Source organism: Microcoleus sp. Pol12A5 (genome assembly GCF_036701435.1).
GTDB lineage: Bacteria > Cyanobacteriota > Cyanobacteriia > Cyanobacteriales > Microcoleaceae > Microcoleus.
In genome coordinates, this window is record NZ_JAUBQU010000008.1 from 1 (window position 1) to 24,572 (window position 24,572).

25 protein-coding genes are annotated in these 24,572 nt (G+C 47.0%); 8 read left to right on the forward strand and 17 right to left on the reverse strand.

Going from position 1 to position 24,572, the window contains the following annotated elements:
- The first annotated feature begins 376 nt into the window (after positions 1–376).
- The 3 genes from QUA45_RS03635 to QUA45_RS03645 all read left to right on the forward strand — a co-directional run bounded on the left by QUA45_RS03635 (position 377) and on the right by QUA45_RS03645 (position 3,835).
- Complete coding sequence (locus QUA45_RS03635) at positions 377–1,633, forward strand: ABC transporter substrate-binding protein (protein ID WP_333219531.1); 1,257 nt, start codon at positions 377–379, stop codon at positions 1,631–1,633.
- A gap of 151 nt (positions 1,634–1,784) precedes the next feature.
- Positions 1,785–2,735, forward strand: coding sequence for a branched-chain amino acid ABC transporter permease (locus tag QUA45_RS03640; protein ID WP_333219533.1), 951 nt, complete (start codon positions 1,785–1,787; stop codon positions 2,733–2,735).
- 164 nt (positions 2,736–2,899) lie between these two features.
- Positions 2,900–3,835: a branched-chain amino acid ABC transporter permease gene (locus QUA45_RS03645; protein WP_333100993.1), complete on the forward strand. Its 936-nt coding sequence runs from the start codon at positions 2,900–2,902 to the stop codon at positions 3,833–3,835.
- Positions 3,836–4,159: 324 nt separating this feature from the next.
- Here QUA45_RS03645 and QUA45_RS03650 read toward each other — a convergent pair whose 3' ends face one another.
- The 13 genes from QUA45_RS03650 to QUA45_RS03710 all read right to left on the reverse strand — a co-directional run bounded on the left by QUA45_RS03650 (position 4,160) and on the right by QUA45_RS03710 (position 15,177).
- Positions 4,160–4,567, reverse strand: a complete 408-nt coding sequence (locus QUA45_RS03650; RefSeq protein ID WP_333100992.1) for a VOC family protein — start codon at positions 4,565–4,567, stop codon at positions 4,160–4,162.
- Between the two features lie 98 nt (positions 4,568–4,665).
- Positions 4,666–5,079, reverse strand: coding sequence for a VOC family protein (locus QUA45_RS03655; protein ID WP_333219535.1), 414 nt, complete (start codon positions 5,077–5,079; stop codon positions 4,666–4,668).
- 88 nt (positions 5,080–5,167) lie between these two features.
- Positions 5,168–5,599: a YciI family protein gene (locus QUA45_RS03660; protein WP_333219536.1), complete on the reverse strand. Its 432-nt coding sequence runs from the start codon at positions 5,597–5,599 to the stop codon at positions 5,168–5,170.
- Between the two features lie 37 nt (positions 5,600–5,636).
- On the reverse strand, positions 5,637–6,089 hold the full coding sequence (locus QUA45_RS03665; protein ID WP_333219538.1) for a nuclear transport factor 2 family protein: 453 nt from the start codon (positions 6,087–6,089) through the stop codon (positions 5,637–5,639).
- Between the two features lie 175 nt (positions 6,090–6,264).
- Positions 6,265–6,624 (reverse strand): YciI family protein, encoded by a 360-nt coding sequence (locus QUA45_RS03670; protein ID WP_333219540.1) that lies wholly within the window; start codon positions 6,622–6,624, stop codon positions 6,265–6,267.
- 89 nt (positions 6,625–6,713) lie between these two features.
- A complete protein-coding gene (locus QUA45_RS03675) occupies positions 6,714–7,958 on the reverse strand; it encodes an RNA polymerase sigma factor (protein WP_333219542.1) in 1,245 nt (414 codons plus the stop codon).
- 25 nt (positions 7,959–7,983) lie between these two features.
- Positions 7,984–8,550 (reverse strand): GNAT family N-acetyltransferase, encoded by a 567-nt coding sequence (locus QUA45_RS03680; RefSeq protein ID WP_333219544.1) that lies wholly within the window; start codon positions 8,548–8,550, stop codon positions 7,984–7,986.
- A gap of 25 nt (positions 8,551–8,575) precedes the next feature.
- Positions 8,576–10,447, reverse strand: coding sequence for a serine/threonine-protein kinase (locus QUA45_RS03685; RefSeq protein WP_333219546.1), 1,872 nt, complete (start codon positions 10,445–10,447; stop codon positions 8,576–8,578).
- A 229-nt stretch (positions 10,448–10,676) separates the two neighbouring features.
- Positions 10,677–11,636, reverse strand: coding sequence for an aldo/keto reductase (locus tag QUA45_RS03690; protein WP_333219548.1), 960 nt, complete (start codon positions 11,634–11,636; stop codon positions 10,677–10,679).
- A gap of 304 nt (positions 11,637–11,940) precedes the next feature.
- Positions 11,941–12,492, reverse strand: a complete 552-nt coding sequence (locus QUA45_RS03695) for a DUF3124 domain-containing protein (RefSeq protein WP_333219550.1) — start codon at positions 12,490–12,492, stop codon at positions 11,941–11,943.
- Positions 12,493–12,570: 78 nt separating this feature from the next.
- The gene (locus QUA45_RS03700) at positions 12,571–13,851 is read right to left on the reverse strand and encodes a HAMP domain-containing sensor histidine kinase (RefSeq protein WP_333219552.1); all 1,281 of its coding nucleotides are present in this window, start codon (positions 13,849–13,851) and stop codon (positions 12,571–12,573) included.
- A 9-nt stretch (positions 13,852–13,860) separates the two neighbouring features.
- Positions 13,861–14,547 carry a two-component system response regulator RppA gene (rppA, locus tag QUA45_RS03705; protein ID WP_333219554.1) on the reverse strand — a complete coding sequence of 229 codons (687 nt, stop codon included), beginning with the start codon at positions 14,545–14,547 and terminating at the stop codon, positions 13,861–13,863.
- 246 nt (positions 14,548–14,793) lie between these two features.
- Positions 14,794–15,177: a nuclear transport factor 2 family protein gene (locus QUA45_RS03710; protein WP_333219556.1), complete on the reverse strand. Its 384-nt coding sequence runs from the start codon at positions 15,175–15,177 to the stop codon at positions 14,794–14,796.
- A gap of 215 nt (positions 15,178–15,392) precedes the next feature.
- Between QUA45_RS03710 and QUA45_RS03715 the strand changes: the two genes are divergently transcribed.
- Both QUA45_RS03715 and QUA45_RS03720 read left to right on the forward strand, forming a co-directional pair.
- Positions 15,393–15,728, forward strand: a complete 336-nt coding sequence (locus QUA45_RS03715) for a YnfA family protein (protein ID WP_333219558.1) — start codon at positions 15,393–15,395, stop codon at positions 15,726–15,728.
- A gap of 163 nt (positions 15,729–15,891) precedes the next feature.
- Complete coding sequence (locus QUA45_RS03720; RefSeq protein ID WP_333039132.1) at positions 15,892–16,278, forward strand: hypothetical protein; 387 nt, start codon at positions 15,892–15,894, stop codon at positions 16,276–16,278.
- Between the two features lie 131 nt (positions 16,279–16,409).
- Here the strand turns inward: QUA45_RS03720 and QUA45_RS03725 are convergent, their stop codons facing one another.
- On the reverse strand, positions 16,410–16,814 hold the full coding sequence (locus QUA45_RS03725; protein WP_333098202.1) for a BON domain-containing protein: 405 nt from the start codon (positions 16,812–16,814) through the stop codon (positions 16,410–16,412).
- Positions 16,815–17,158: 344 nt separating this feature from the next.
- Between QUA45_RS03725 and QUA45_RS03730 the strand changes: the two genes are divergently transcribed.
- The 3 genes from QUA45_RS03730 to QUA45_RS03740 all read left to right on the forward strand — a co-directional run bounded on the left by QUA45_RS03730 (position 17,159) and on the right by QUA45_RS03740 (position 22,566).
- Entirely contained in the window at positions 17,159–19,873 is a 2,715-nt protein-coding gene (locus QUA45_RS03730) for a cation-transporting P-type ATPase (protein WP_333219560.1), read from the forward strand.
- Positions 19,874–19,954: 81 nt separating this feature from the next.
- Positions 19,955–20,479: a hypothetical protein gene (locus QUA45_RS03735; protein WP_333219562.1), complete on the forward strand. Its 525-nt coding sequence runs from the start codon at positions 19,955–19,957 to the stop codon at positions 20,477–20,479.
- Positions 20,480–20,934: 455 nt separating this feature from the next.
- Positions 20,935–22,566, forward strand: coding sequence for a sodium:proton antiporter (locus QUA45_RS03740; RefSeq protein WP_333219564.1), 1,632 nt, complete (start codon positions 20,935–20,937; stop codon positions 22,564–22,566).
- On the opposite strand, the gene QUA45_RS03745 is transcribed toward QUA45_RS03740, so the two are convergent.
- The 3 genes from QUA45_RS03745 to QUA45_RS03755 all read right to left on the reverse strand — a co-directional run bounded on the left by QUA45_RS03745 (position 22,523) and on the right by QUA45_RS03755 (position 24,387).
- Positions 22,523–23,239, reverse strand: a complete 717-nt coding sequence (locus tag QUA45_RS03745; RefSeq protein ID WP_333098198.1) for a TrkA family potassium uptake protein — start codon at positions 23,237–23,239, stop codon at positions 22,523–22,525. The genes QUA45_RS03740 and QUA45_RS03745 overlap by 44 nt on opposite strands.
- Positions 23,240–23,447: 208 nt before the next feature.
- Positions 23,448–23,729: an Asp-tRNA(Asn)/Glu-tRNA(Gln) amidotransferase subunit GatC gene (gatC, locus tag QUA45_RS03750; protein WP_190663714.1), complete on the reverse strand. Its 282-nt coding sequence runs from the start codon at positions 23,727–23,729 to the stop codon at positions 23,448–23,450.
- Positions 23,730–23,865: 136 nt separating this feature from the next.
- Complete coding sequence (locus QUA45_RS03755; protein ID WP_332954237.1) at positions 23,866–24,387, reverse strand: photosystem I assembly protein Ycf3; 522 nt, start codon at positions 24,385–24,387, stop codon at positions 23,866–23,868.
- Positions 24,388–24,572 lie beyond the last annotated feature (185 nt).

Below are 24,572 nucleotides of genomic sequence, written 5' to 3' on the forward strand. Positions count from 1 at the left end.
CTAGATCTCTCTATCTTGATTTTTTTGACGAGGTTAATAGTGCTTTAAGCTTTCAAACTATTCTTTTTTCTAGGTTCAGTTTTTTGCCTTGAGTTCGCGGTTGTTTGAACCGCCTCTCTTCTGGCGCTTTATTAATGTATCAACTCTCCCCAGAGTTGTCAAGCGTTTTGCGAAAATATTTTTGAGTTTGTTTGTAGCCTATACGCACCAACGATTTGAGCTGTTTATTCCCGATCCTGCCTCCGCTGGCTGACTCCTCTTTCCGGGAAGGGGTCTTTTTTTTTGCAAGATGGGACTTTTGGGGGGAGTATCTACCGCGCATGGGTAGAATGTCTCTACGTGTAGATGTTCTATATATATGTTCGATCGCCCGCTCATGAAAAAACTTACAGTCCGCCCTAGTGGCTTATTCATTACCTGCGCTTCACTGCTGATCGCTTGCAGTCAGACGAACACTCCCCAAACCTCCACTACAGCATCTCCGGCGAGTTCGCCATCTCCCGGTGCTTCCCCAGAGGGCTCGCCTGGGGGAAGTTCCAACACTATATCTATAGGTATAGGGGTAGCCCAAACTAGCAATGTGGCTTTACTGGGTCAGGAACAGGTGGCTGGGGCGAAAATTGCTGAGAAGTATTTCAACGATAAGGGCGGTGTGGATGGGACGCCGATTAGACTGGTGTTCCAAGATACCGGTGGAGATGAACAAGGAACGATCAATGCCTTCAATACTCTGATCAATCAGGATAAAGTGGTAGGTATTGTGGGGCCTACCCTCTCGCAACAAGCTTTTAGTGCCGATCCGATCGCCGAGCGAGCAAAAGTTCCCGTACTCGGACCCTCCAATACCGCTAAAGGCATTCCCCAGATTGGCGATTATGTGGCCAGAGTCTCCGCGCCTGTGGCTGTGGTAGCACCTAATGCGGTGAAAGCTGCACTGAAGCAAAATCCCAATATTAAGAAAGTAGCCGTGTTTTTTGCTCAGAATGATGCTTTTAGCAAATCTGAGACTGAAACTTTTCAAACTACTGTTAAAGATATGGGACTGGAATTGGCAACAGTCCAAAAATTCTTGACTACTGATACAGATTTCCAATCTCAAGCTACTAACGCAATAAATGTCAACCCCGATTTGATAATTATTTCCGGGTTGGCCGCCGATGGAGGCAATTTAATTAAGCAATTGCGGGAGTTGGGATATAAAGGCGTTATCATTGGAGGCAACGGTCTGAATACTTCTAATGTATTTCCTGTTTGCAAGGCTCTTTGCGATGGGGTTTTGATTGCCCAAGCCTACAGCCCGGAGTACGAAAATGAAGTTAATAAGGCTTTTCGCGATGCTTATCGCGCTCAATTCAAGAAAGAACCGCCTCAGTTTAGCGCTCAGGCTTTTACTGGCGTACAAGTTTTTGTTGAGTCATTAAAGGCAATTAATGCTAAATCTAAGGTTAGCGAAAAGCCGTTGGCCGAGTTGCGTACAAATTTGAATCAGCAGTTGTTGGGTGGTAAGTACGATACGCCTTTGGGGGAAATTTCTTTTACGGCTGAAGGTGAGATTAATCAGAAAGAGTTTTATGTGGCACGGATTAAGATGGAGGCTGATGGCAATAATGGTAAGTTTGATTTTTTGAAATGAGGGGAAAGGGAAGTTGGCAAACTGATTTTGTAACAGATGTAAGGGATATAACAGGCGTCAGGAAGACCGAAGAAGTAAGAGGGAAGAGGGACAATCGCGGACGTATTTGTTGTTGAATGATTTTGGTGTGATGCTCAACTCTTAACTGGTAATGGACTTAACTCTGTTTTTGCAACAATTTTTGAATGGTTTGTCGATCGGCAGCGTGTATGCTATTTTTGCCCTGGGATACACGTTAGTCTTTTCTATTCTGGGAATTATTAATTTTGCTCACGGTACAGTATTTACGTTGGGTGCTTATTTCACCTATGCGCTGATGGGAGGTGCTTTCGGTTTTAATGGGTTGTGGTCTAACGCTCGAATTCCCGTGGATTTGCCTTTTGCTGTGGCGTTAATTTTGGGAAGTGTCATGGCTGGTTTGGTGGGAGTAATTGTTGAAAGAGTGGCTTTTTTGCCTTTGCGCAGACGACATTCTGATTCTCTGCTGACTGTGGTTTCTAGTTTGGGTGTGGCTGTTGCGATCGCCAATATCATCCAATATCTTGTCGGTGCGGAAATTTACACTTTTCCTGCTAACACTTACGGTTATTTACCGCCTGCCATTAACTTCGGTACAGCGGATAAACCAATTCCGATTCGGACTGTTCAAATAGTAATTTTTGCGATATCAGTTGCGATTGTGGCTGTCTTAACTTACTTAATAAATTTTACTAAATTTGGCAAAGCAATGCAGGCTGTGGCTGAAGATGCGACTACTTCTAGTTTATTGGGGATTGATACTGATAGGTACATTGTGTTGACGTTTTTTGTGAGCAGTTTTCTGGCGGGTTTGGCGGGGAGTTTGGTGGGTTCTAGTGTGAGTATTGCTGGGCCGTATTTTGGTATTGCTTTTGGTTTGAAAGGTTTGGCGGTGATTGTACTTGGTGGGTTGGGGAGTATTCCAGGGGCAGTTTTGGGAGGTTTTATAATTGGTTTGGTGGAAGCTTTTGTGCCTGGTGATTTTTCCGCTTATAAGGATGCTGTTGCTTTTGCTATATTGTTTATTATGCTATTGGTTAGACCGCAGGGTTTGTTTGGACGGCGTTTGATTCAGAAGGTGTAAGATAATTCGGCGATTTAAATCGCTCAAGAGTCAAACTAAGTCTATCTTCAAAAAACTAAGAAATAGAGGTGTTTGATTCAGAAGGTGTAAGATAATTCGGCGATTTAAATCTCTTAAGAGTCAAATTGAGTCCCTCTCTAAGAGACTAAGAAATAAAAAAAGTTATGAATGAATTTTTTACTACTTATGGGTTTCTGATTGTCTCGATGTTGCTGGGTGCAATGTTGGGAATGTCGCTGTATTTGCCTTTAATGACTGGACAGTTGTCTCTGGCTAGCCCTGGTTTTTATGCTTTGGGTGGGTATATTGCGGCGATTTTATCTACGACGGTGTTTCAAACCACAGGGGGTTTATTTCCACTGCCTTTGCTGTTATTAGAGATGATAATTGCAGGGTTTGTTTCGGGGTTCCTGGGGATTTTGGTGGGAATTCCGGCGCTGCGGTTGAGTGGGATTTATTTGGCGATCGCCACTATTGCTTTTGTGGAAATTCTGCGGGTTTTATCGCTGAATCTAGATATCACTGGCGGCGCAGTTGGCATTTTTGGGATTCCGCAACCGTTTGCGACGCCGATCGAGTATTTGTGGATTGTACTACCTTTACTGTTGGTAAGTATGGCGATTGTCTATCGGCTGGAACGGATTCGGGTGGGGCGGGCTTTTGCAGCGATCCGCGCTGATGAGTTGGCGGCTGATGCGATCGGCATTAACCCAACTTTTTATAAGGTTCTGGCTTTCACGTTAGGTGCTGTTTTAGCTGGGGTTGTGGGTGCCGTTAGCGCTCATTTCCTCAATACTTGGAACGCCCGTCAAGGTACTTTTGATGCTAGTATTATTTACTTGACTTCTGTGTTGATTGGTGGTAGCAGAACTTTTCTGGGAGCAGTTTTGGGTGGGATGGTGTTTACTGCTTTACCCGAGGTTTTGAGGGGGATAGCAACTATTCAGGGATTGCCGATTTGGTTGGCGCAATTTCTGCGGGATGGGCGGTTAATTGTGTTTGGGTTGTTGATAGTTTTGGGAACGATATTTTTTCCGCAAGGGCTGGTGACGCCGGAGTTGTTGAAGAGGTGGAGGAAGGGCGATCGTACTTCTGTTTAAAAAAGGATGGCCAGCCATCGCCGACCTCAGCAATCATCACTACCGTATCGTTGATGCGGACTTCAGAGTCGATCGGCTTTTCCGATTCATTGGGGAACCGCCTCAGTTCGATCGCTCCCCATACTCAGATGAGAAATGCGATGTTTCTGCTACACCACCGACAACGAAATAGGGCGAAACGCAGTTGTAGCCAACTGGTTTAGATGATGAATTCATGGTTTATGCGGTCTTTTTGGATATTCGATCGCTCTTCTCAATGCGATCGCTAACTTGGACCCATTGAGAAGAGCTTTGTATTGTTTTCACGAAGCAGATAGAAAATGCCTAACCTTGATTGACTGCACTGGGTTCCATGAATACAGTTTCCCAAATGTGGCCATCTAAATCCTGAAAGCCATGACCATACATAAATCCGTAGTCTTTGGGTTCATTGTAGGTAGTTCCGCCAGCAGCAACTGCCTTGCCAATCATTTTATCCACTTCTTCTCGGCTCTCGGAAGACAAGCACACCAGCACTTCTGTACTCTTGGTGGCATCGCAAATTGCGTTGGGTGTAAATTCCTTGAACTTGGCTTCTGTCAATAGCATGACGAAGATGTCTTCGCTCACAACCATACAAGTGGCAGTTTCGTCAGTAAATTCGGCGTTAAAACTGAATCCAAGTTTAGTAAAAAATTCGACAGACCGAGCGAGATTTTTGACGGGTAAATTCACGAAAATTTTAGTAGCCATGTTTTCTCCTTTTTAACTTCGATCGCAAGGTGAAACATTAACGATTTTTCGCTAATGTTTGAATTGAAGGGTAAAGCCTGTGAGCAAACTTGAAAGGGTTAGGTAGCTGGCTGGACATTAATCATCCACGGTGTGCCAAATCGATCGACAAGCATTCCAAAACGGGTAGACCAGAAGGTCTCTTGGAATGGCATCTTTACCGTTCCGTTTTCTGCCAATTTTTGAAAGATCCGCTCCGCTTCGACCAGATCGTCAAATTGAAGATTCACAGAGAATCCCTGTGGTTTTTTAAAGCCATCGGGTGGAGTGTCAGAACCCATCAATACCATTCCACCAACAGTTAAGCTGGCGTGCATGATTCGATCGCGCTGTTCGGAGGGAATTTCCTCAGACATGGGCGCATCCCCATAGGTCATCATGTCGCCGATTTTGCCACCTAAACACTGTTCGTAGAATTTAAATGCAGCTTCGCATTCACCATCAAAAAAGAGATAAATATTCGATTGCATCATGTACTCCTTTGGTTAATAGTCGATCAAGCAATCCATTCACGGGAAATGATGTGACGGCCGGACGAAAAGTTAGGCAGTATTGATGCCCTCAAGAACGCTGGAGTTGTTCTGCCCCCGCCCGAATGCGTTCTTCCTGTTCCCTGAGTTCCGGCGTCAAGGATTCGCCGAAGTCCTCTGCACTAAAGATCGGGCGAATTTCGATCGCGGATTCTCCTGGCATCGGGTTGGGGCAGCGTTTGACCCAGGCAATCGCTTCGTCCATCGACTGCACTTGCCAGATCCAGAATCCGGCAATCAGCTCTTTTGTCTCTGTGAACGGCCCGTCAATCACGCTCCGATTTGTGCCTGAAAACGTCACCCGCGCTCCTTTTGAGCTGGGATGTAGCCCTTCGCCAGCGAGCATAATTCCCGCCTTGACCAATGCTTCGTTGTACTGCCCCATTTCCGTCAGAAGCTGTTCGCTGGGCATGACGCCTGCCTCTGAGTCTTCGGTAGCTTTGACTAGAACCATGACTTTCATCGTGAAATCTCCTTTTGTTTATGGTTGTTGAGCTGGGCTAAGGTGCGATCGAGAAAACGGCTTGAGACGTTTCTGGATCGAAGGGGACAGAGCAATGCTCGTGCACAATCTGCCATCTGCCCTGCTTCCGCTGGCACGCGGAGGTGATTCGCATCCACATCTGCGCCCCTGGGTGATCTGTTGGCATCCCTGTGAAGTGAAAAAGCCAGTGCGCGATCGCCAAATCACCGCTCACGGTGAGGCTGAGGTCTCGCATCTCAATCCCGAAGGAGTCCGGGAAGCAAGGCAGGCACGCCTCCCACGTCCGTCGAAATTCATCTGCACCTTTGATTTGGAACGGCGGTATTGCATCGAAAATAATCACATCTTGGGCGTAGTGCGCCATGATGCCATCGATGTCTTTGGCGCAGATGGCACTGGCCGTATCTGCGATGATTTGTCGAATCTGCGCTTCCTCTTGTGTTTTGGTGGTTTCGGTTGTCACAGTCATCGCGGTATCTCCTTATTGATGTCGATTGGTTTTCCGGGCGCAGATTGAAAACTGCTAACCCTTGCTCTACCATCTAGTCGAATAGAGGTGCGCGCGATCGACAAGTTGAACATTTTTTCTGGAAAAGTTTGTCAGTGCGGATGTGGAACTTTGCGTTGAGCGGTATTGACGGCAACTACTGGTCTGATGGCAAGCCCGACAGTTCCACGATCGGGCGAATTTCAACCGTACCTTTACTGGCGCTTGGTATGCGTGCTGCGATCGAGATCGCTTCGTCAAGATCCTTGGCATCGATCAGAAAGTAGCCGCCGAGTTGTTCGCGCGTCTCCGCAAACGGCCCGTCGGTGACAAGTTTTTTGCCGTCACGCACTCGAATACTGGTTGCTGTGGCGATCGAGTGCAGCGGCGAAGCACCCAAATATTGATTGTTCGCTTGCAGTTCTTGGGTTAGCTGCAAAGATTCTGCGTAGCATTGCTGCCGCTCGCTTTCAGTCCAGGCATTTTCGTCGCTGTAAATCAGCAATATGTATTTCATCGTTACTCCCAAATTCGATCTGAGATAGTCGCCTTCATTTAGTAGTCGTTCGGCGAAGCTGCAAATCGACAGCAAAGCAAAAAATTTTTTCAGCCTAACTCGCGAAGGCGTTTTTCGAGAAAACGACGCTCTGGTTCCTGTTTCACGATCGCCAGCGCCTTTTGGTAGGATTCTCTGGCATCAGCCATTCTGCCCAGCCGCCGACACAAATCGGCTCGCGCGGAGTGTGCCAGATGGTAGTCTGCCAAATCGCCACGCGCTAATATTTCGTCGATCGATTGCAGTCCCGGTAAGGGGCCATCGCGCATTGCCACTGCCACCGCCCGATTTAAGGCAACTACCGGCGACGGCTCTAATTGCACGAGCAGGTCGTATAAGCCCACAATCTGCGCCCAGTCCGTTGCTGCAGCACTCTGGGCCTCTGAATGCACCGCTGAGATCGCAGCCTGAAGCGTGTACGAACCAAACCGTCCCGATGATAGCGATTGCTGCACCAGCAACCTGCCTTCAGAAATTTGTGCTTGATTCCAGAGCGATCGATCTTGGTCTTCGAGAAGGATGAGGTCGCCTGTGGAGGAAGTGCGTGCGGTGCGCCGCGATTCTTGCAGCAGCATCAGCGCCAGGAGTCCAATTACCTCGGAGTCTGGCAACAGTTCCATTACCAGCCGTCCCAAACGGATCGCTTCGTCAGCGAGATCGGCCCGCGTCAGCGATCTACCAGATGAGGCCGCGTACCCTTCGTTAAACACCAGGTAGATCGTTTGAAGCACGGTTTCCAATCGATCGGGCAAATCGGTTATCGACGGCACTTGATAAGGAATACGCGCGTCGCGGATTTTCGCCTTGGCCCGCACGATCCGCTGCGCCAATGTGGGGGGAGCAATCAGGAAGGCACTGGCAATTTCCTCGGTACTGAGTCCGCAGACTTCCCGCAGCGTCAACGCCACCTGAGCTTCTGGCGACAGGGCCGGATGACAGCAAGTGAAAATCAAGCGCAGGCGATCGTCCTCAACGTCCTCGTCATCCTCGATTGTGGTGTCACTCGGATCGAGTTGTTGAGCGAGTTCTGCCAAGTGCGTATCAAAGCGGGCGCGACGGCGGATGGTGTCGATCGCTTTAAAGCGACCCACTGAAACAAGCCACGATCGCGGGTTAGCGGGGATGCCGTCACGGGGCCATTGCGCTACGGCCGCAGCGAAGGCTTCGTGCATCGCCTCTTGGGCGCGATCGAAGTCACCCAGCAAGCGGATCAGGGTGGCTAAAACGCGACGCGACTCGGATCGGTACACAGCTTCCACCTGCTGACGGATTTGATTGGCTGCTGTCTCATTCATAAACCGTTCACAAAACAAACATATATTATCGGCCGTGCCGCCGAGTACGATGCTCCCATTGCGCCCGTGCAATCCGCCAATGGACCTCGCTCCAACCGCGATCGGACATCCATGATGACCCTGGGCGGGTAGCAACCACCTCTGCTCCTATCCACTCGGCCAACCGAGCGATCCGGGTATTTGCACTGACGGTAGACCCGGAGATCGCCTTCAGATCGAGTTCCGCGAACCCAAAGTCTAGCAGCGTACGCCCCACCTCGATCGCGTAGGCATATCGCCCCCAATAGGCTGGTGCGAGTTCTAGACCAAATTCCATCTCGCCAGTTTCGCACAACTCTCCCCGCAGTCCGCAGCAACCAACAAGCGCGTAAGGTTCCTGTCGTTGTACGATCGCCAGTTGGTAATTGAGTCTAGGGCGATCGCCAGCCCATGCCTGAAACATCTCGAATAGGCGTGCGGCCTGGTCGGGACTAGACCGATCTGGTTCGTAAAATGTCTGGTTGCGCGGATCGGCTTGATAGTCCAAGAATGGCGATCGATCGGAATCTACAAAGTCACGCAGCAGAAATCTTTTGGTTACAATTTTTATCATAACTTACAACTTTAATTATGGGTCATTAAACAAACATCATATTCTGCCAAATCTTAATAGTTTTGTCACTGCTGCCGCTAGCCAAAAACTCTCCTTCCGGGCTAAAATTAACGGAATAAACAGAGTTAGTATGACCTGCAATATTACAGATTTCTTGACCGTCTTTCAATCGCCAAATCTTGATAGTTTGATTGCTGCTGCTAGCCAGAATCTCGCCATCGGGACTAAAAGCAATAGAATCAACATACCAAGAATGTCCTGTGATAGTTAAAACTTCTTGCCAATCTTTGACCCACCAAATTTTAATAGTATTGTCATGGCTGCCGCTAGCCAAAAACTCTCCATTTGGACTAAAAGCTATGCAGCGAACGGAGTCTGTATGGCTTGTAAGTGTGCGAATTAGCTTCCCATCTGTGACTCGCCAAATTTTGACTGTTTTGTCCCAACCGCAGCTAGCAATAGTTTCTCCATCAGGGCTAAAAGCAACAAAATAAACTAAATTGATGTGACCCGCAAGCGTGCGAATTTCTTGCCCGTCTTTGACTCGCCAAATCTTGATTGTTTTGTCCCAACTGCTGCTAGCAATAATTTCGCCATCGGGACTGAAAGCTGCGCCGTAAACTGAGTTACTATGACCGATTAGGGTGCGGATTTCTTGTCCATCTTTCATCCGCCAAAGTTTGACAGTTTTGTCGTGGCTGCTGCTGGCTAGCATCTGTCCGTCCGGGCTAAAAGCTACTGTATAAACCGAGTTAGCGTGTCCTGTGAGGGTGACAATCTCTTGCCCGTCTTCAACTCCCCACAGCTTGATTGTTTTGTCATCGCTGCCGCTGGCTACAACTTCTCCGTTGGGGCTGAAAGCCACAGAGTAAATTAAGTTTCTGTGACCTGTGAGGGTATGAAAACATTGCCAGTTATAGGTTTGCTGTTGGGGCTGGGCGGGAGTTTTTCCTGGTTTAACTAACTTGGAATTTGTTTGAGGGATTGCTAGATCGCTCGCAACTTGGGGATTAATTTCTTTTAATACTTCAACAGCCGTTTGATAGCGGCGGTTGGTAGCATTTTGAATCATTTTGTCTAAAATTTTCCCCAGTTGTTCACTCACCGGGTTGTTAGCCAAATACTGCCGCCAGATCCAGGCATCTTCACCAGGATCGAACAGGTCAAAAGGGGAAACTTGAGTTAGCAAATACAAACAAGTTACGCCTAAACTGTACAAATCGCTGGTAAAAAATGCTTTGCCTCTAGCTTGTTCGGGGGCGATGTATTCGGGGCTGCCGATGCTGGTTCCTGTTTTGAGTAATGCTGTACCTGTGGCAATTTTTGCGGCGCCAAAGTCTACTAAAACTAATTTTTTGTCGGCGCGGCGGATGATGTTTCCGGGTTTGATGTCTCGGTGAATAACGTTGTGGGAATGGATGAAGTGAAGGACGGGTAATAAGCTATTGAGTAAGTCTTGAATTTGATTTTCTGTAAATGTTCCTTCTGTTTCTACAATTTGTGCTAAATTTTGCCCGTCGATAAATTCTTGGACTACATATTGTCTGCTATCTTGGATGGAATAGGCTAATAGTTCGGGAATTTGAGGGTGTTTGCCCAATTCGTCTAATCGCATTGCTTCTTGTTCAAAAAGTTCGGCTGCTTTTTTGCTGTTGCGATTGCTTGCTGATGGGATGAGTTGGGTTTCTGGGGGTAAAAATTGTTTGATGACGCAGCGAGGTTTTGAGGGTTTGTCTTCGTCAACGGCGAGAAATGTTCTACCAAAACCGCCTTGTCCGATCGCCTTTATGGCCCGGTAGCGATCGCGCAGCAGCAGTTTTGAACGGCAATTTCGGCAAATTTTGGCTGCGGGAGGGTTTTGCGGCTTAGAACAGTTGGGGTTTAGGCAGTAACTCATTCGATTTTAGATTTTAAATTTTAGATTTGGGATTGGGGATTACGGATTTGAAATTTTATGTTTTTGAATATTTGCCCTAGGCAGTAAATATTATAATACCTCTTGCCCGACTCTATAAAATTTATAGAACTTATTCTCAGAGGGGTTTTACCCGCTACTTCTAGGGGTAAGGTGCGCGCCAATAGCGCACCCTACATATAGAGGTTTTGCTAGTCCTGAATTAACTCTTTTAGAAATTCCACATAACGGGGTTATCGTCTAAATGATCGGTGACGGTGCGGCCGATGGCGTCAATTTCTTTTAATTCCTCTTCACTCAATTTTACCTCAGCAGCTTTCGCATTTTCGGCTGCTTGTTCGCCGTCGCGCGCCCCGACAATTGCATTTGTTTGTGGCTGGGAAATCAACCAAGCTAAAGCTAAATTTCCTAAGCTTGTCTGGTGGCGATCGGCAATTGGCCTGAGTTGATTTAATGCTGTTTGCACTCGGTCGTAATTTTCTTTGATAAACAGCTTATTTTTGGCGCGGTGGTCGCCTTCTTCAAACTTGTGTTCTGGCCCGAATTTACCTGTCAATATTCCTTGAGCTAGAGATGAATAGGCAATGATGGAGATATGATTGTCCACACAATAGGACATAGCATCTTTTTCTACCCAGCGCCAAAACAGAGAATATGGCGGTTGCAAGCTGTCGATGCGTCCGTATTGGGCCGCTTCTTCTATTTGGGCGCGCGAGAAGTTGGAAACGCCGATCGCCCGAATTTTTCCCTGTTCTTTTAACTTGTTCAAGGCGTCCATTGTTTCTGCAATTGGCACTAACTCGGAATTCCAAGTGCCAGCGGGCCAGTGGATTTGGTAAAGGTCGATATAATCGGTGTTGAGGTTTTTTAGCGATCGATCGCAGGCTTCGATTACCAAATCGGGTTTCAGGTGGTTGGCGAAAACTTTGCTAGCATAAACTACTTGCGATCGCACATCTGAAAGTGCTTGACCGATAATTTGTTCCGAATGCCCTTCTCCGTAAACCTCAGCCGTATCAAATGTGGTAATACCTGCCTCAAAGGCGGCGCGCATTGCTTTTACAGTTTCAGCATCCTCAATTCCCACCCACATCCGCTTCCCAGCTTGCCAAGTCCCCATAATTATCGGGGTAATCTGAATTTGTGATGTCCCCAATTGTCGCTTTTGCATACCCTAAGTCCTCATTTATATTTTTAGTATTCACCCTCAAACTCTCTAATCTTAACATAAAAAAGTTGGTAGTTATGCACAGTAATGCTATCGTTTTATTCTGGACTAATTATAGTGATGTACAAACTTAAAAATTAAAAATGCGAGGATCTCAATGAAAGCAGCAGAGCTAGAAATTGGAGTTAGGAGTCACGAGAAAATAGTCAGAAGTAAGAAGCCAGAAGAAGTGTTCTTACAAATATAAGATGCTCCTCTTATGGTAGTCTAAAACTACCTTGTAAAGCAAGAATTTAATCCTCTAAAATTATTTTGGCATTTTGTGTTGCTTGAGAACTTTAGCGGGACTAACAAATGAAATGCCCTGAGAAAAAGAGGTACTGATCATGACAGCTTCAATGACAGGCTCATAAACCGTTTTTTCTGCAACCCACTCCACAATAAAGTTGGCACCTGAGCCTCCACTTGTATCATTTGCTGCAATAAAAAAGTGTGTGGAAGCAAGCGGCTTGAGTTCTACAGGACTCTTAATATCCTGCCTAATCAATTTCCCATCGGTATCGTAGTAACGCACAGAAGTGATAATAATCGAATTTGTCAGATCCGTATTGCGAATACTGAGCGTGGCTGACAACTCCATCACCTCATCCTGGCTATTGTAGTGATAAATATGCGAGTAAATAGGGACATATACGGTTTGTCCCATCATAACCTTTGTTTTATCTAAGGTAACCGATCTCAGTGAGGTTTCACGTTTTGTATCAGGTTGTTGCCTTTGTGAGGTAGTTTGCTCAGAACAAGAGGTAATGACGATCGCGGCGATCACCCAACCAACCCAGAAATCATGTTTCAGCTTCATCGGCCTTCATCCAAATACACCACATACATTGCAGTTCTGTCTAAAGCAGAGTACACCTTCTCTCTCGTTTGAGGCGGCTTAGTGATAAGGTTTGAGCGGCAGTTCAATCTGAAACGTTGAGCCTTTGCCCACTTCACTCGTCACATAAATTTTTCCACCATGAGCCTGGACAATCTGTTGGACGATCGCTAACCCTAGTCCAAATCCACCACTATCGAGCGCTCGCTCAGTATCCACCCGATAGAAGCGATCGAAAATATAGGGTAAGTCCGCTTCTGGAATACCGATTCCAGTATCAATTATCTGAATGACCGCCAAATTGGAAGGAAGAACTAGGCGTATTTTTACAGTTCCGCCAACGGGAGTATATTTACAGGCATTGTAAAGCAAGTTTTCGACCACTTGCCGTAGCAAATCAGGGTCAGCCAATAATTCAATCCGTTGTGCCGGTAATTCACAGGTCAGTTTGATATTTTGGGGTTCTGCAAGTGCGACAAACTGGGTTGCTAAATTGCTCAGCAACTCGTTGAGATTGATTAACTTGAGCGATTCCGGCGTAAGTCGCCCTTGATGACGAGCCAACAGCAGTAAATTATTCACCAGCGCTCCCATTGATTTTGCGCTATCTACAATGTTTTCTAAGGGAGGATGGTAACGCGAATCATCAGTCGCGATGAGCAACCCAAGCTGGGCATTAGTGAGAATGGCAGACAGGGGCGATCGCAACTCGTGAGAGGCATCGGCTGTAAAGCGTTGAAGTTGTTGATAGGCTTGCCGAATCGGTTGCATGGCCAGCCCGCTGAGAAACCAACCTGTGAGGGCAATTAAGCCCAGTGCGATCGGGACAGCGAAAGTTAGCACAATCTGAAGTTCAGTGAGCCTGTTTTGAGTTTCTGTCAGGGGAGTTGCAACCTGAAGATAACCGAGTACCCCAGTTCTACCTTCAACGGGTAATGTCACCTGACGCAGCCAGATTCCTTTTCCCAAAAGTGGATCGGTCGATCGAACTGTGAGATAACCAAAGGGCGTATTTAACCGATCGGGAGGAGAATTCCCAAAAAAACGAACTAGCCGCCCTTGTGCGTTATACCAGCGCACGTAAATCAGATCTTCAGCAAGGGGATGCGAACCACTACCTAACAAGGAAACATGACTCAGATCGACCTGGTTGTGGTTTTGGCGAACTTCATAATGCACGCTGGCAGCCATGACTCTAGTTTTGTCATACAGCAGTCGATCGAGCGCCTCTAGTTTATCTTTCACCTCAATCTGATAAATCGCCCCAGCAAACAGCACGAGAATGCTTCCCATTGACAGGGTGAACCAACGAGCCAGATTGCGACGACTTTGATTGAACATGACTTGGCTTTACGATCGTTGCTTTTCGGGGGAAGTGAGGCGATAACCCATGCCGTAAATGCTCTCAATCCAGTCTGCCGATCCTACAGCCTGCAAGCGTTGGCGGAGTTTGCGAACTAGAACAGTAATCGCATTGCTCTCTGGTTGGGTCCCCCATTCCCACACACCTTGTTCAATCTGATTCCGAGTCAAAACCTGTCGGGGATGACGCATAAAATACTCCAACAACTGAAACTCGCGGCTGGAGAGGGAAACGGTTGCACCTTGTCGCTCAACAGTAAGAGTATCGAGGTGGAGGTGCAGATCCTCAAGGCTGAGCGTATCTCCTTGCCAAAGGGGCGATCGCCGTCTTAATGCCCGGACTCGTGCCATGAATTCAACCAAATCGATCGGTTTCACCAGGTAATCATCTGCACCTGCGTCTAACCCGGTCACTTTTTCACGCGTCGTGTCTCTTGCGGTGATCATCAAAATCGGTGCTGTTTTCCCTGCTGCTCGATATTGACGACAGAGATTTACCCCACTGATATGTGGCAACATCCAGTCCAAAATCAACAAATCATATTCTTTTTCTGATAACAGCCACTGTGCCGTCTCTCCATCTTTTACCCCATCCACGCTATGTCCTGCCTGAGACAGCACTGTTTGAAGCGGCATCAGTTGCTTTGGGTCGTCCTCCACAATTAGGATTCTCATAATATTTCCTTAATTTGGCTTATAAACATTGATATATTGATATGCCAGCAATTCTCATTATGACTTTTGACTGTTCAGGGCAGTGAGAACGGGGTTAGGTAAGAGAGTCAAAAGCTCACCGAGTCGAAAACGTTGACCCCCACCCGCAAGTTCGACGGCATCATTGGGTACTTTCGCGACGTGCTGCAAGCGTTAGTTGATTTTTCATAATGAGAATTGCTGTTATGGCAGAGAAGTTTGAACTGGTTAGGACTCTGGGGTGGACGATGGAAGTGGACAGACTTCCATGGCTTGAATCAAGCCGTGCTCAAGGGTGAATCGATGACCCACGTGCTCATCGACAAGAACTGCTCCTGCCAAGTCACGCACGACCTGATGCACATCGACCAAAATGCGCCCGATCTCCTCCGAGTAAAAGAAAACCGGCTCGACGTGCGGATCGATCTCGCTCCATTGCTCCGTCCAGTAAGCGCGAACTTCTTCAGGTCCACGGACAAAACCGCCTTTGAACGCTTTCGGCCAAGCCACGTCCGGAGTCATGAGGGCAAGGGCAGCGTCAATGTCTCGCGCGTTGAAGGCTGCGTACGCCGCATGGAGCAGTTCGATTTCTGGTGCAGGTCGATCTAACATAAGTTGATCTGACATAAGAGGTATGGTGACAGCAGGTTTCATTATGCAAGATGATGAGAGTGATTCCCATCCAAACTCGCTATTTTGAAGAATTTCGGTATCTGAAACCCTTATTCCCTCGTTAGCAATCTAGGCTTGAAAACTCAATTTATAGTGCAAGGGTTTCAAAATGAGAGTTGCTGTTGATATGCTGATTAAATTTACCTATTTTAAGCATGAATCTAAAAATGCCAACACTTGCTTTTTTTCTATTTGCGGCTCTAGGAGAAATCTCTGGGTGTTACGCTTTCTGGGTCTGGGTGAGACTTGAAAAGAGCATTTTGTGGGTTGTTCCAGGCATTTTAGCTTTAATCAGTTTTGCGCTTTCTCTAACTCAAGTTAATGCCTCAAACGCTGGAAGAGTATATGCTGCCTATGGAGGTATTTACATTCTTACATCTCTATTTTGGTTGTGGCTCATTGAAGGAGTTAAGCCAGATAAGTGGGACTTGCTTGGTGTTACAATTTCCCTGATTGGAACTGCTGTAATTTTGTTCAGCCCACATCGCTGAGCGGTGTTATTATCGAACTGAAACATTTGACGCATCGCCCTTGAGTATGATTTCAGCAGAGCGGTAACTCCACTAAAGTGCAAATATAGCAATCCTAAATCATTTGTGAATTTCTTACTCCCTCCCCTTGGTAAGGGGAGGGTTGGGGTGGGGTAAAAAATTTATGTGGCAGGTTACTAAACGTTGGCTAAAAGCATCAGGCGCAGAATTTTGGTTGCCATTGCCGTTTGTGGCGATCGCGTTTTGGGTTGGCTCGAGTTTCCTAATGGCTCAAGAATTACAACAACCCCAGATCGCAAAGAACAAACTTCAGGCAGATACCCAGCTTAAAGCAACGGTGTCTGTCAATATATTGCTGATCAACGCGGTGATTAACCGAAAACAAGGAACCACCCAGGTTGCGGTAGAAACAGCAGAACCCATTTTGAAGCGATTGGAATTAGAATTGCCAATGACTGACGCAACCCAGATAGAGGCAGCGATCGCGCAAGAGCTCCAGTTATCACGTCAAAATGTTCGCCAGTTAGTTCGTTACGAAATTGTTGAATAAGTTTATTGCTTCAATATTGCGATCGCATCCAGTTAAATAATGTTGGCTAAGCCATTGATTTTCTGGCTGCGATCGCGCAATTTTTTTTCAGTGGCAAGCGCCAAAGGCGCTTGCCACTTCACTGTTAGGAACTACTGAGTGACGATTTCGTTATTGATGGAAACATTCGCTGCAACTTGCCGAGCGAGTTGTTCTGCCAATGCTTTTTGTTCTGCCGTTTGAACGCGCCCTGTTAACACAATCGAATTATCCCGATCGTCTGCGTCCAAATCGAATGGCTTGAGGGTGGCATCCGAGTCTAAAGCGTCTTCTACGCGATCGGCAATATCGTCAATGTCTTGATTCTGAGGCGTCTGTGCGGTCGTGGTTGCAGGCGCAGAAGCGGTTGGAGCAGTCGTATTTCCAGTGGCAGTTGTGGGAGCAGAAGTAGATGGAACTGTTGTCTGTGAAGTATTGGGCGGGTTGCAAGCACCTAAACCCAAAATTGCAACAGTGCTGACGCTGATTCCTTGAACAAATAGCTTTAATAATTGCATATTCTTTGTTTGTTGTGTTTGTTGTGAAACGCAATTTTGCCGATAAAACTCAGCATCAAGTCTTTTAGCCTTTCAAATTAACAAGTGAATGTACGATAGTTCATCTATCAAAAGTAATGCTTTTGACAACCCTATTAATCAAAGGCAACAATAAATCAAATCCAGCGAACTAAGGTTTGCCAGTCCATAAGCTATCTCAATTGGTTCTCTTCCTAGGTATAGGAAGCAAATGTGATCCAAATGTGAGTAACAGAAATCAGTCCATCACTTTTAGCTCACATTCATCAATGACGCTAGAAACAAGACGAACCAACAGAAAAGCACTTGGCTTGACAAGAAGCGTTATGACTGCAACCAATGTAGAAAAATTAGTAGAACACTCTTGGCATCACCTCTCTGCCGAGAAAGTAGCTCGGCTTTTAGAGACTGACCTGGAAATAGGTCTATCTTCCCACGTGTCAGCCCAACGGCGCGAGATCATCGGGCCCAATCAACTAACGGCTCAGAAGCCGCAAAGTGCCTGGTTGCGATTTTTTCAGCAACTGAATCAGCCGCTAATCTACATTTTGTTAGCCTCTGGCATAGTGACAGCCTTTCTGAAAGAGTGGATTGATTCAGGGGTAATTTTTGGGGTTGCTCTGACGAATGCCACCATTGGTTTCGTTCAAGAATCAAAGGCAGAGAATGCGATCGCCGCCTTAGCAAAATCTGTTGCAACTGAGGCAACCATTCTCCGCAACGGTCAAAAGCAAGTGGTTCCATCCAGCGAACTGGTTCCCGGCGATCTCGTCTTGCTGTCTTCTGGGGATAAAGTGTCTGCGGATCTGCGGCTGATCGAAGTCCGTGACTTACAAGTCGATGAGTCAGCGTTAACGGGAGAATCTGTCCCGGTTCAGAAGCAATCCCAGGCGCTAGAGGCAGACGCTGCACTGGCCGATCGCACCAACATGGCCTATACCGGAAGCCTGGTAACGTTTGGACAGGGACGCGGACTGGTCGTCAGCATCGGTGACATGACCGAGACCGGACACATCTCCCAACTCATGCAGCAAAGTACCGCACTGGAAACCCCACTGAGCCGCAAAATTGACAAATTTAGCCAAACCTTGCTCTATGTCATTTTAGGTTTGGCTGCCTTCACCTTTGCTGCGGGCATTGCCCAGAGATTTTCTTGGGTTGAGGTGTTCAAGGCATCTGTGGCGCTTGCCGTCAGCGCAATTCCTGAAGGCTTACCCGCAATTTTAACGGTGACACTGGCGATCGGGGTTTCCCAAATGGCAAAGCAGCACGCCATTATTCGCAAACTTCCGGCAATTGAGACGCTGGGGAGCACCACCGTGATTTGTTCCGACAAAACCGGAACCTTGACTGAGAATCAAATGACTGTTCAAGAGATCGATGCCGGTGGAAAGCGATATCGGGTTAGCGGTGGAGGATATGCACCAGACGGGCAAATTTTTGTAAATGGACACCCCGTTGACTTGGCGAACGCACCTGCTTTATATGAATGCCTGCAAGCAGGACTGTTGTGCAACGATTCGCATCTTGAAGTGCAAGATGGAAACTGGACTGTAGTCGGTAGTCCAACGGAAGGGGCGCTGGTTGCGGTAGCCCAAAAAGCGGGGTTAATTACTGAGAAACTGGAGGAAGCGCTTTCCCGGCTCGATACACTGCCGTTTGAATCTCAGTTTCAATACATGGCAACCTTACATGACGATCGTCCAGAACGGTTGATTTATGTCAAGGGTTCAATTGAGGCAATTCTCAAGCGGTGTCGCCAGATGCTTGATGAAGAGGGAAAGGCGAGATCCCTCAACCCCGCGCCGATCGAGCAAACCGTGGACAAAATGGCGAAAAAAGGGTTGCGAGTTCTGGCACTTGCCAAGAAAGCTGTACCCGCTTCTCAATCTTCTATTGAGCATTCTGATATTGAGGAAGGGTTAACTTTTGTGGGTCTGCAAGGCATGATCGACCCGCCTCGCCCCGAAGCGATTCAAGCGATTCAAGCCTGTCGGTCCGCGGGAATTCAGGTCAAGATGATTACCGGCGACCATGCCAAAACAGCAGCAGCGATCGCCCACCAAATGGGACTAAATCAAACCCAAGAGACTCCTGTTTTTACCGGTCAAGAACTCGCTCAAATGAATCAGCAGCAATTAGCAAATACTGTTGAACAAAGCTGTGTATTTGCTCGTGTCGCGCCAGAACAAAAGCTGCGCATTGTCGAAGCACTTCAGTCTAGGGGCGAGATTGTGGCGATGACTGGAGATGGAGTTAATGATGCTCCCGCCCTGAAGCAAGCTGACATTGGGGTAGCGATGGGCATCACGGGCACTGAAGTCACAAAAGAAGCCGCAGATATGATTCTGACGGATGACAACTTTGCTTCGATCGAGAAAGCAGTTGAGGAAGGACGCACGGTTTATAAAAATCTGCTGCGGGCGATCGCCTTCATCCTGCCCGTGAATGGTGGAGAGTCCATGACCATCTTGATTGCCGTACTTCTGGCAACCCCGCTACCCATTTTGCCAGTACAAATTCTCTGGCTGAATATGGTCAGTTCAGTTGCGTTGAGCTTACCGTTGGCATTTGAGCCGCCCTCTCCCCATGTCATGCAACAGCCGCCTCGACCTGCCAATGAACCGCTTCTGTCTCGCAGGCTGACCGCTCGGATTCTGGCAGTTTCGGTATTTAACTGGATTGCGATCTTTGGGATGTTTGAATGGATCGTCCAAACCACAGGCAATGAAGCTCTAGCCCGGACGATGGCAATTCAAGCATTGGTTGCAGCCGAAGCTTTTTACCTGTTAAGCATCAGTCGCTTCGTTCCGGCGATCGTCGCCAAACTGCGCGGAAAAGATGAATCAGTTGGCTATGCTGTGGCGATCGGCATTGGGGCTATTTTCATTCTCCAATTCCTGTTTAGCCAATTGGGCATTATGAATCAGTTATTCGACACAGAAGGTTTGAGCCTAATCCAAGGCTTAATTTGTATCGGATTCGGACTGCCCATGATTCCTTTGTCAGCTTTGCTAAAGCGTTTTGCACCTCTGAACTAAGTGGTTTTTGTGATGCAACCATTGCCAGCGGCTTTACACACTATTTACCAATTTTGTAGCGTTGAATATTGAATATTTCTCATGAATTACCAAAACCTCAAACGTGCTAGCGGCCTATTTACCAATCATCGAAACGCAAAGCAGGCGCTAGTTGAACTAAAAAGCAGGGGCTTCCCCATGCACAAGATTTCAGTGATTGCTAAACCTTCTGACAACGATCATTTGGACTCTCTGGGCGTGCAGCAAATTTTAATCACAAGAGCAGCAGGTGCACAAGTAGGCGCGATCTTAGGCAGCATGCGACTAGGTGCACTAGCCTTAATTGTTGGACTCAGCAGCCTGCTAATTCCCGGTATTGGTCAGGCAGTAGCGGTGGAAAGCATTTTAGCAACTTTCTTTGGAACTGGGATTGCTGCAACTGCTGGCGGTCTGTATGGCGCACTTCAAGGATGGTTGGTGCCAGAAGAACAAGCAAGAGTTTACAATAACAGATTTAACCAGGGAGATTATTTGCTCGTCATGGAGGCAAGAGAAAATGAGATCGTGATTGCTGAACCTGTCCTTAAACGTTGGGAGATTCTGAGGTGGCGTGTCTGTGATGCCTAGGTAAATTCAAGGTAAGAAAGGACGATTACCTTCGAGGAATTTAGTCCCGCGAATCAGAACGTCCAAAACCCACTCAAAAATTGGAAGGTCGATGATTTTGGGCGATCGCTCTCCTATTTCTGACATGCGGATCGACAACTTCCAGTACCCGCCTTAGCGGCAAGGGCGATCGGGTCGGCAACACTTCAGAAGAGACTGTTAAAAAAAATTAAAAACCAGTACAATTAAGAGCAATTAGCATCTTGTAAGGGTTTGGAAATCATCGAGATCTACCAAAAAAATTGCACTTTAAAAACGATCGGATCGCCGAACCCACCCAGAAATCTCGTTTCAGCTTCTTCAGCATTCATCCAAATACACCACATAAATTGCAGTTACGCCTACAACAGAGTGAACCGTCTCCTGTAGACTAAAACGGTAGTTAATCAGTTAATTCCTTTGAGGAAAACGAGTTTATGGGAGGAGTATCGGTGATAGAGTCGATTGTAGCGCAACAAACTCCCTTGGGCAGCGAGCCTGCTACAAATAGCCAAACGGCAGGAGTCATTCCTGAATTGGTCATCATCTTGATCGTTCTGCTGCTGATTGCAACTTTTGTTGCACTCGTAACCCAACGGTTGCGAATTCCCTATGTAACGGGCTTAGTGTTAGCAGGCTTGCCCATTACGGAGGTCTTGTCGCGTCGAATTGGTTTAGACCCATCTTTAGTATTAAATCTTTTCCTACCAATTCTGATTTTTGAAGCCTCGATCAATACTGATATCAGCCGTCTCCGCAGCACCTTTAAGCCGATCGCCCTGCTGGCTGGTCCAGGCTCTATCTTTTCTTCAGCAATTATCGCTGTTCTGGTTAAATTTGGGCTGGGGCTAGACTGGATTCCAGCGTCGCTGATCGGAGTCATTCTGGCAAACACTGATACAGTCTCAATGATCGCGGTTTTTAAAGAGATCCGTGTGCCTTCCCGGCTATCCACCATCGTGGAAGGAGAAACTCTGTTTAACGATGCGGCTGCTCTAATTTCATTTAATTTGGTTTTGGTCATTTATGCGACAGGCTATCTCACCCCTATACAAGGCGTGAAGGAACTGCTCGTGGTTGCCTTAGGTGGGGCAGTGGTCGGGGGTGTTTTAGGTTATTTGAGCGTGCCGATATTTGTTCGCTTAAACGATCCGTTGAGTAGCCTTTTGCTAACCGTCGCTCTCGCATTGGGAACCTTCCAAATCGGACAATTTTTAGGCGTATCGGGCGCAGTGGCGGTGGTTATCACCGGACTTGTTTTTGGCAACCTCGGGCTGCCTCGCAGTTCGTCTGCCTCAGATCGGATTACCTTGCTGAGTTTCTGGGAATACGCTGGTTTTGGCGTCAATACGTTTATTTTCCTGCTGATTGGGATTGAAATTAACCCGCTAACGCTGTGGAGAATTTTGCCATCCATTTTATTCGTCATTCTGGCCTATCAACTCGGACGAATTCTTTCGGTCTATTTGTTCTTAGCCGGGCTGCGCTGGTTCGATCGTCCCATTCCGCTACGCTGGCAGCACATTTTAGTTTTAGGGAATATTAAAGGGTCTCTATCAATGGCCTTAGCTGTTGCGATTCCCTTGACTCTACCAGGACGCGATAACATAATTGCCCTGGTTTTCGGTGCAGTTTTATTCTCCTTAGTCGGACAGGGATTAAGTTTACCGTGGATGGTAAAACGACTAAAAATAAGCCGTGTTTCTGATGTAATGCAGGAAGCTGGGCAGTTACAGATTCAGTTGATCGCTTCCAAAGCGGCTCAAGATGAGCTAGATAGTTTGCTGAAATCTGGCGTGTTGCCGAAGGCAGTTTACGAGGAGTTATGGGCATCATATCAAGCACGAGTAGCACACTCTGAGCGAGTGCTGCGCGATCTCTACAATAAACATCGGGCAGGGCAAGTACAGGGCGATCGCAGCGGGTTAGATACGATTCGACGGCGATTGCTCCTAGCAGAAAAAGGAGCTGTTAGCGATGCCCTCCGCAAGCGAATTGTTCCAGAGGATCTGGTTGAGCCTTACATCAAAGATTTGGATGAGAAACTTCTAACGTTGGCAGATGACTAGCGCGAATGCCGAGGTAATCAATCATCTGGTGAACTAGCTCTGGACGGGTGACGACGAGAATGGTAGAACCTGCTTCTAGAACAGTATTGCCGTTTGGAATCTCCAGATTGGCGCAGGCATGGCATTGATAACCAATAATCAGCGAACCTGTTGGAAAACCAGGGTCTTGAGCAATTTGAGCAACGCTGCGACCTGCCACATTGCAATCGCCTGGAACGGGCAGCTTGAGCACCTCGACTTGTCCTTGTTCAAAGTGCATCATCGATTCGATTTGAGGATATTCAATCGCATTTGCCATTGTTGCGACTGCCAAATCAATCGTGCTGATGATGTGACTGGCTCCGGCAAGGCGATAGGCTTCCATGAATTCGCGATCGCGCATTCGCACCACTATATGGGAAATGCCATAGCTTCTGGATAGGGTGATCAGCGCTAAATTCAGTGCATCATCGCTGAGTGCTGCAACGACTGCGTTTGCTTGTTTAATTCCCGCTTCCAGAAGAACCGTTGTACTCACCGCACTGCCTTCAAATGCCATCACTCCGATTTTTTCACGAGCAAAGCGACACGCAAGCGGGTCGACATCGATGATTGCAACCGTATGACCGAGTTTTAATAGCTGCTGGGCTAAACCCAGCCCCATCATTCCTGCTCCACCAATTAATATGTACATGACTATTTGTCACCCCAAGAATGAACTTTACAGATTTATCCCTATTAGTGAGATTGTTTTGAGTTTCTATCAGTTTAATCTGCTTTTGGGGTGGCTTTTACCGGGCTTACTTATTACTTGTTCCACACTTAGTTTAATCTGCTTGTGGGGTTGGCATGGGAGCCAGCCCCTCAAGTGATTTTCCTGAGTTAGATGCGTAGGGGGAACCCTACATAATCTTAGGCACTTTAAAAAACTCCCCATCGCGATCGGGGGCTCCCTCCAAAATACTTTCTCGTTTAGGAAAAGGTTGCAAATCGTCCGATCGCATCACGTTACTAACATCGATCGCCCGCGTTGTCGGCTGCACCTTACTCGTATCCAGTTCGCTCAACTGCTCGAAATAATCCAAAATACCGTTAAGTTGACCAGTAAACTGCTCTTCTTCTTCCGGCGTTAATTCCAATCTCGCTAAATTCGCTACTTTCCGAACTTCTTCTCTGTCAATCATAAAAATTGGGAATTGGGAATTGGGAATTGGGAATTGGGAATTGGGAATTGGGAATTGCTTATTATAAACAATAACCAACAACAAACATAGAACAAATAACTAATGCTCCATGCCCTCTCTCTCATTCCCATCATAGTTAAAAATACACATCAATTTGCGATCGACCTGTTGTCTTCAGCCAATTTTGCACCTCAATGTAATTGTTGGGAGCCAAGCGAATAGCCTCCTTCCAATAATCTGCCGCTTTATCAAACAGCCCTTCCGCCGCTTCAAGATTGCCCGCTTCCTTTTCTTTTTCCCCTTGATAGTGGTAAATCACAGCAATATTATTCAGTGCTTGTGGCATTCTCGGATTGAGATCCAAAGCCTCGCTGTAATATTCCAAAGCTTTATCGTGTTCGCCGTTGCTAGTATGAATCAGCCCCATATTGTACAAGACATAACTGCGATCGTAAGGATCTTCCTCCAGTTTCAGGGCTTCATGATAATTGTCCAGCGCTTCAGCATATTCGCCATCTGCTTGAGCGGACATACCATCCCGGTAATAAGCAAAAGCTTCCTTCGCCTGCTTTTTGGCTGGCATAATCTTTAGGATGATATCAGCCATTACCGTGAAACTTTTGTCAATAAAGTTATCGTTGCGTTGAGTTCTTGGCATATGCGATTCTTTGGTTAGCGGCTAATCAGAAAAATTAGCCTGTAAAGTTTTCCTATTAATAATTGCGCCACTGTTGTAGTGGACCGTTGTGTTGAGGGCGCTAAAAAGTTTAGTCGATCGCAACTGCGAACCTTAAAACACGCCCTTGGGTTTAACACTCTCGCAAGTTCTATCTATTTTATATA

Bases quoted from the DNA above. Each gene is read 5' to 3' on its own strand.
- QUA45_RS03645 (WP_333100993.1), top strand. From the start codon at position 2,900: ATGAATGAATTTTTTACTACTTATGGGTTTCTGATTGTCTCGATGTTG.
- rppA (WP_333219554.1), bottom strand. From the start codon at position 14,547: ATGAGAATCCTAATTGTGGAGGACGACCCAAAGCAACTGATGCCGCTT.
- QUA45_RS03675 (WP_333219542.1), bottom strand. From the start codon at position 7,958: ATGAATGAGACAGCAGCCAATCAAATCCGTCAGCAGGTGGAAGCTGTG.
- QUA45_RS03660 (WP_333219536.1), bottom strand. From the start codon at position 5,599: ATGAAAGTCATGGTTCTAGTCAAAGCTACCGAAGACTCAGAGGCAGGC.
- QUA45_RS03735 (WP_333219562.1), top strand. From the start codon at position 19,955: ATGAATTACCAAAACCTCAAACGTGCTAGCGGCCTATTTACCAATCAT.
- QUA45_RS03655 (WP_333219535.1), bottom strand. From the start codon at position 5,079: ATGATGCAATCGAATATTTATCTCTTTTTTGATGGTGAATGCGAAGCT.
- QUA45_RS03680 (WP_333219544.1), bottom strand. From the start codon at position 8,550: ATGATAAAAATTGTAACCAAAAGATTTCTGCTGCGTGACTTTGTAGAT.
- QUA45_RS03670 (WP_333219540.1), bottom strand. From the start codon at position 6,624: ATGAAATACATATTGCTGATTTACAGCGACGAAAATGCCTGGACTGAA.
- QUA45_RS03740 (WP_333219564.1), top strand. From the start codon at position 20,935: ATGGGAGGAGTATCGGTGATAGAGTCGATTGTAGCGCAACAAACTCCC.
- QUA45_RS03755 (WP_332954237.1), bottom strand. From the start codon at position 24,387: ATGCCAAGAACTCAACGCAACGATAACTTTATTGACAAAAGTTTCACG.
- QUA45_RS03685 (WP_333219546.1), bottom strand. From the start codon at position 10,447: ATGAGTTACTGCCTAAACCCCAACTGTTCTAAGCCGCAAAACCCTCCC.
- QUA45_RS03695 (WP_333219550.1), bottom strand. From the start codon at position 12,492: ATGAAGCTGAAACATGATTTCTGGGTTGGTTGGGTGATCGCCGCGATC.
- QUA45_RS03690 (WP_333219548.1), bottom strand. From the start codon at position 11,636: ATGCAAAAGCGACAATTGGGGACATCACAAATTCAGATTACCCCGATA.
- QUA45_RS03665 (WP_333219538.1), bottom strand. From the start codon at position 6,089: ATGACTGTGACAACCGAAACCACCAAAACACAAGAGGAAGCGCAGATT.
- QUA45_RS03640 (WP_333219533.1), top strand. From the start codon at position 1,785: ATGGACTTAACTCTGTTTTTGCAACAATTTTTGAATGGTTTGTCGATC.
- QUA45_RS03700 (WP_333219552.1), bottom strand. From the start codon at position 13,851: ATGTTCAATCAAAGTCGTCGCAATCTGGCTCGTTGGTTCACCCTGTCA.
- QUA45_RS03730 (WP_333219560.1), top strand. From the start codon at position 17,159: ATGACTGCAACCAATGTAGAAAAATTAGTAGAACACTCTTGGCATCAC.
- QUA45_RS03635 (WP_333219531.1), top strand. From the start codon at position 377: ATGAAAAAACTTACAGTCCGCCCTAGTGGCTTATTCATTACCTGCGCT.
- QUA45_RS03710 (WP_333219556.1), bottom strand. From the start codon at position 15,177: ATGTTAGATCGACCTGCACCAGAAATCGAACTGCTCCATGCGGCGTAC.
- QUA45_RS03745 (WP_333098198.1), bottom strand. From the start codon at position 23,239: ATGTACATATTAATTGGTGGAGCAGGAATGATGGGGCTGGGTTTAGCC.
- gatC (WP_190663714.1), bottom strand. From the start codon at position 23,729: ATGATTGACAGAGAAGAAGTTCGGAAAGTAGCGAATTTAGCGAGATTG.
- QUA45_RS03650 (WP_333100992.1), bottom strand. From the start codon at position 4,567: ATGGCTACTAAAATTTTCGTGAATTTACCCGTCAAAAATCTCGCTCGG.
- QUA45_RS03720 (WP_333039132.1), top strand. From the start codon at position 15,892: ATGTGGCAGGTTACTAAACGTTGGCTAAAAGCATCAGGCGCAGAATTT.
- QUA45_RS03725 (WP_333098202.1), bottom strand. From the start codon at position 16,814: ATGCAATTATTAAAGCTATTTGTTCAAGGAATCAGCGTCAGCACTGTT.
- QUA45_RS03715 (WP_333219558.1), top strand. From the start codon at position 15,393: ATGAATCTAAAAATGCCAACACTTGCTTTTTTTCTATTTGCGGCTCTA.